The organism is Rhodosalinus sediminis (assembly GCF_003385555.1).
Classification (GTDB): Bacteria; Pseudomonadota; Alphaproteobacteria; order Rhodobacterales; family Rhodobacteraceae; genus Rhodosalinus; species Rhodosalinus sediminis.
This window is the reverse complement of sequence record NZ_QOHR01000109.1, coordinates 1-379: the sequence shown is the minus strand read 5'-3', so window position 1 is coordinate 379 and position 379 is coordinate 1. Positions and strand designations below refer to the sequence as shown.

At 68.9% G+C, this 379-nt stretch carries 1 pseudogene; it reads right to left on the bottom strand.

Annotated features, from left to right (window positions below):
• A pseudogene (locus tag DRV84_RS15730) lies at window positions 1-379 on the bottom strand (lytic transglycosylase domain-containing protein); the annotation flags it as partial.

The following is a 379-nucleotide window of genomic DNA, read 5'->3' as shown; positions in this document are numbered from 1 at the left end:
TCTCCGGGTCAGCCATGTCGTCGAGCGAGCGAAAGGCGTCGCCATGCCAGCGGTGATTGATCTGGAAACACCCGAGATCGAAGCTCGTCGCGCCGCGCGAGACGTGGTGCGCGACGTAGTCCAGCATGCTGGCGCGGTCCGGGAACCATCGTCCCTCGCCTTCCATGTTCACCGTCCAGGGCCAGGGCGTGAGGATGCCGGCCTGACGCCGGCCGGTTTCCACCCGCGTGATCGCCAGCAGAACCTCGGCCGGAACGCCTTCAGCCGCTGCCGCCGTTCGTGCGGCGCTGTCGCAGCGCGCCGCTTCACTGGCGGCCGGGCCGTACGAACAGCTCAGCAGCCACGCGCAGAGAATCCGGCGCAGAAGCGAGGCGAAGGC